General features: G+C 45.0%; 1 protein-coding gene. It reads right to left on the bottom strand.

Features of this window, described 5'->3' with window-relative positions:
• Positions 1–117 precede the first annotated feature (117 nt).
• A partial coding sequence (locus tag A3750_RS01565; protein ID WP_231871670.1) for a 3-hydroxyacyl-CoA dehydrogenase NAD-binding domain-containing protein occupies positions 118–1,063 on the bottom strand: 946 nt, incomplete at its 5' end.

Below are 1,063 nucleotides of genomic sequence, written 5' to 3' on the forward strand. Positions count from 1 at the left end.
AACATTGCGGAAACAGCCGTTTTTAGAGCGACCCATTGGGGTACGCACTGCATCGATGACGACAACATCTCTTGGATTAAGACTCATGATATTCTCCGTTCGATTCTGTTTCAGTAACTAGCCGAAAAATTTCTTGCCAGCTTTAGCCATTTCTCTCATACCCTCTGTTGGAGTGTATAGAGCACCTAGATCTGCGTATTTGTCAGCAATCTTGTTGAATTCTTCGATACCGACAGAATCGATATAACGAAGTGCGCCACCGCGGAATGGAGGGAAACCAATACCGAAGATCAGACCCATATCTGCCTCAGCTGCAGTGTCAACGATACCATCTTCAAGACAGCGGACAGTTTCAATACAAAGAGGAACCATCATGCGCTCAATGATCTCTTCATCAGTGAACTCGTTACTGCTTTCAACAACAGGCTTAAGCATGTCGTAAACGGCTTCGTCAGCAACTTTCTTCTGCTTACCTTTGCGGTCAAGTTCGTATGCGTAGAAACCCTTGTCTGTTTTCTGGCCATACCGACCATCGTCAAACATAACATCGATAGCAGTACGGAATTCATGCTTCATGCGATCAGGAAAACCTTCAGCCATCACTTCACCAGCGTGCTTACCAGTGTCCATACCTACAACATCAAGCAAATAAGCAGGACCCATCGGCCAACCGAATTTTTCCATAATCTTATCAACGCGCTGGAAGTCAGCACCATCACGGACTAGAGCACAGAAACCACCGAAGTAAGGGAACAAGATACGGTTAACAAGGAAACCAGGGCAATCGTTAACAACAACTGGCGTTTTACCCATTGCTTTCGCGTATGCAACGGTTGTTGCAATTGTTTCTTCACTTGTTTTCTCACCGCGAATAACCTCAACCAATGGCATCATGTGCACTGGGTTGAAGAAGTGCATTCCACAGAAGTTCTCTGGACGCTTCAGGTTTTTAGCCAACAAGTCGATCGAAATAGTCGAGGTGTTTGAAGTAAGTACAGTATCTTCCGATACGATATCTTCAACTTCGCGCAAAACGATGTCCTTAACCTTAGGATTTTCAACA

This window comes from Oleiphilus sp. HI0079, assembly GCF_001635105.1.